Origin of the sequence: Escherichia sp. WS547, assembly GCF_046486065.1 — a bacterium.
GTDB classification, from domain to species: domain Bacteria; phylum Pseudomonadota; class Gammaproteobacteria; order Enterobacterales; family Enterobacteriaceae; genus Escherichia; species Escherichia coli.
On sequence record NZ_JBJQMA010000056.1, the window covers coordinates 1 to 1,364 of the forward strand.

Consider the following 1,364-nt stretch of genomic DNA (forward strand, 5'->3'; position numbering starts at 1 on the left):
ACCGGATTGGCACGGAGGCCAGTGCCAATCCGGTCGGTGGTCTGGTGGCAATAAAGTGAACTACTCCGCCTGTAAGTGGTATCAATCATCTGTAGCAATGAATCACTTCATTGGCGGGAAAAGTGGAGGATCTATCTACTACAAACCCATTCAATGCCCGACCGGATTTATCATGACAGGTACACGCATGTATGGCATTGGTGATGGCGTTGATGAGGAACACGTTGATGCTTATTGTTGCCCCTTCGGTTAAATCCCAGCACCAGGAAGATTCAGGCATGTAACAGTAATTGTGCCGCCGGACTCATAATTTCCCCACGCATAATTATTCACATACCAAACCTTGTTTTGGTCGGAGTATACCTGCTGAAACCCACCAAAAGGCGCACCATTAAGGTATGTCCACGAACAGTACGCATGTACGCCAATGCTCAGATTTCGGGTGTTTTTCCCGATATTGTACGTACTGGTAGTGAAGTTCACTTTTGCCGTTGTCCAGATACCGGATTGGCACTGGCCTCCGGGCCAATCCGGTGTGTGGAGGGCATTAGGTGGAAAGCTCAAGGTTACTCAACTTTCCAGCACTGGTTACTTGGGGCAATTTGACTTTTGTGCCATTGCCAGAATGGGAAATGCTGAGGATTCTCATTACTGCCAGGTAGTCGAGAGTCCATCTGGTTCACGAAAATGGTACAAATACGAGCACAAGACAGGTTGTATTGCGTCCTGTGTAACTCTCAATTAAGTTTGGTATCCAAATACTGAAAATACCCCTGAGCCACAAGAGTAGTTTTGGGCCGGATAAGAGGTGATCTGATAAGTTGCGCCAGCAGGGACAGCAAAAGAGATGAATGCTGTCTTCCCATAAGATGGGTTGTTGCTCGCATTTGTGCTAATCAATGCCCCTGCAACGTATCCCTGCAATCTGGATGTGTTAGCACAATCTCCCCCGGCGGAACCACCATTCCCTCCAGAGGCGTAAACAAACAGCGTACCACTTCCCGTATTGCGACCAGTAAATGATCCTCGGTGTGATCCAAGATTACTGTAACTACCGTTAGAGGAACCGGAAGTTCTCCACACACCGGATTGGCCCCCCTATTTCTATGATTAATCAATACATACTGCATCACAACGATAACTAGCTATTGAAGGTGGGTAAGCTGTTAGTTGCCAGTTTGATCCGGATTTAGATAACGAGCATTCTGAATAATCGTTTGAATTATGGAAACCCGTTGCTCTTACATGGGATAATGCGCAAAAAGTATGCTGCCCCAAGTTTGACTGAGAGTATGGGAAATTAAGCTGATAGGAGGAGACTTTCCCTATGCCTCCTCCTTTTTTCCACACACCGGATTGGCACG

At 47.0% G+C, this 1,364-nt stretch carries 3 pseudogenes; 2 read left to right on the forward strand and 1 reads right to left on the reverse strand.

The features are described 5' to 3' along the window. Positions 1 to 253: pseudogene (locus tag ACJHWK_RS23865) on the forward strand (shufflon system plasmid conjugative transfer pilus tip adhesin PilV); the annotation flags it as partial. Between the two features lie 273 nt (positions 254 to 526). Further along, positions 527 to 745, forward strand: a pseudogene (locus ACJHWK_RS23870) (shufflon system plasmid conjugative transfer pilus tip adhesin PilV); the annotation flags it as partial. A 365-nt stretch (positions 746 to 1,110) separates the two neighbouring features. On the opposite strand, the pseudogene ACJHWK_RS23875 reads toward ACJHWK_RS23870, so the two are convergent. Continuing rightward, positions 1,111 to 1,364: pseudogene (locus tag ACJHWK_RS23875) on the reverse strand (hypothetical protein); the annotation flags it as partial.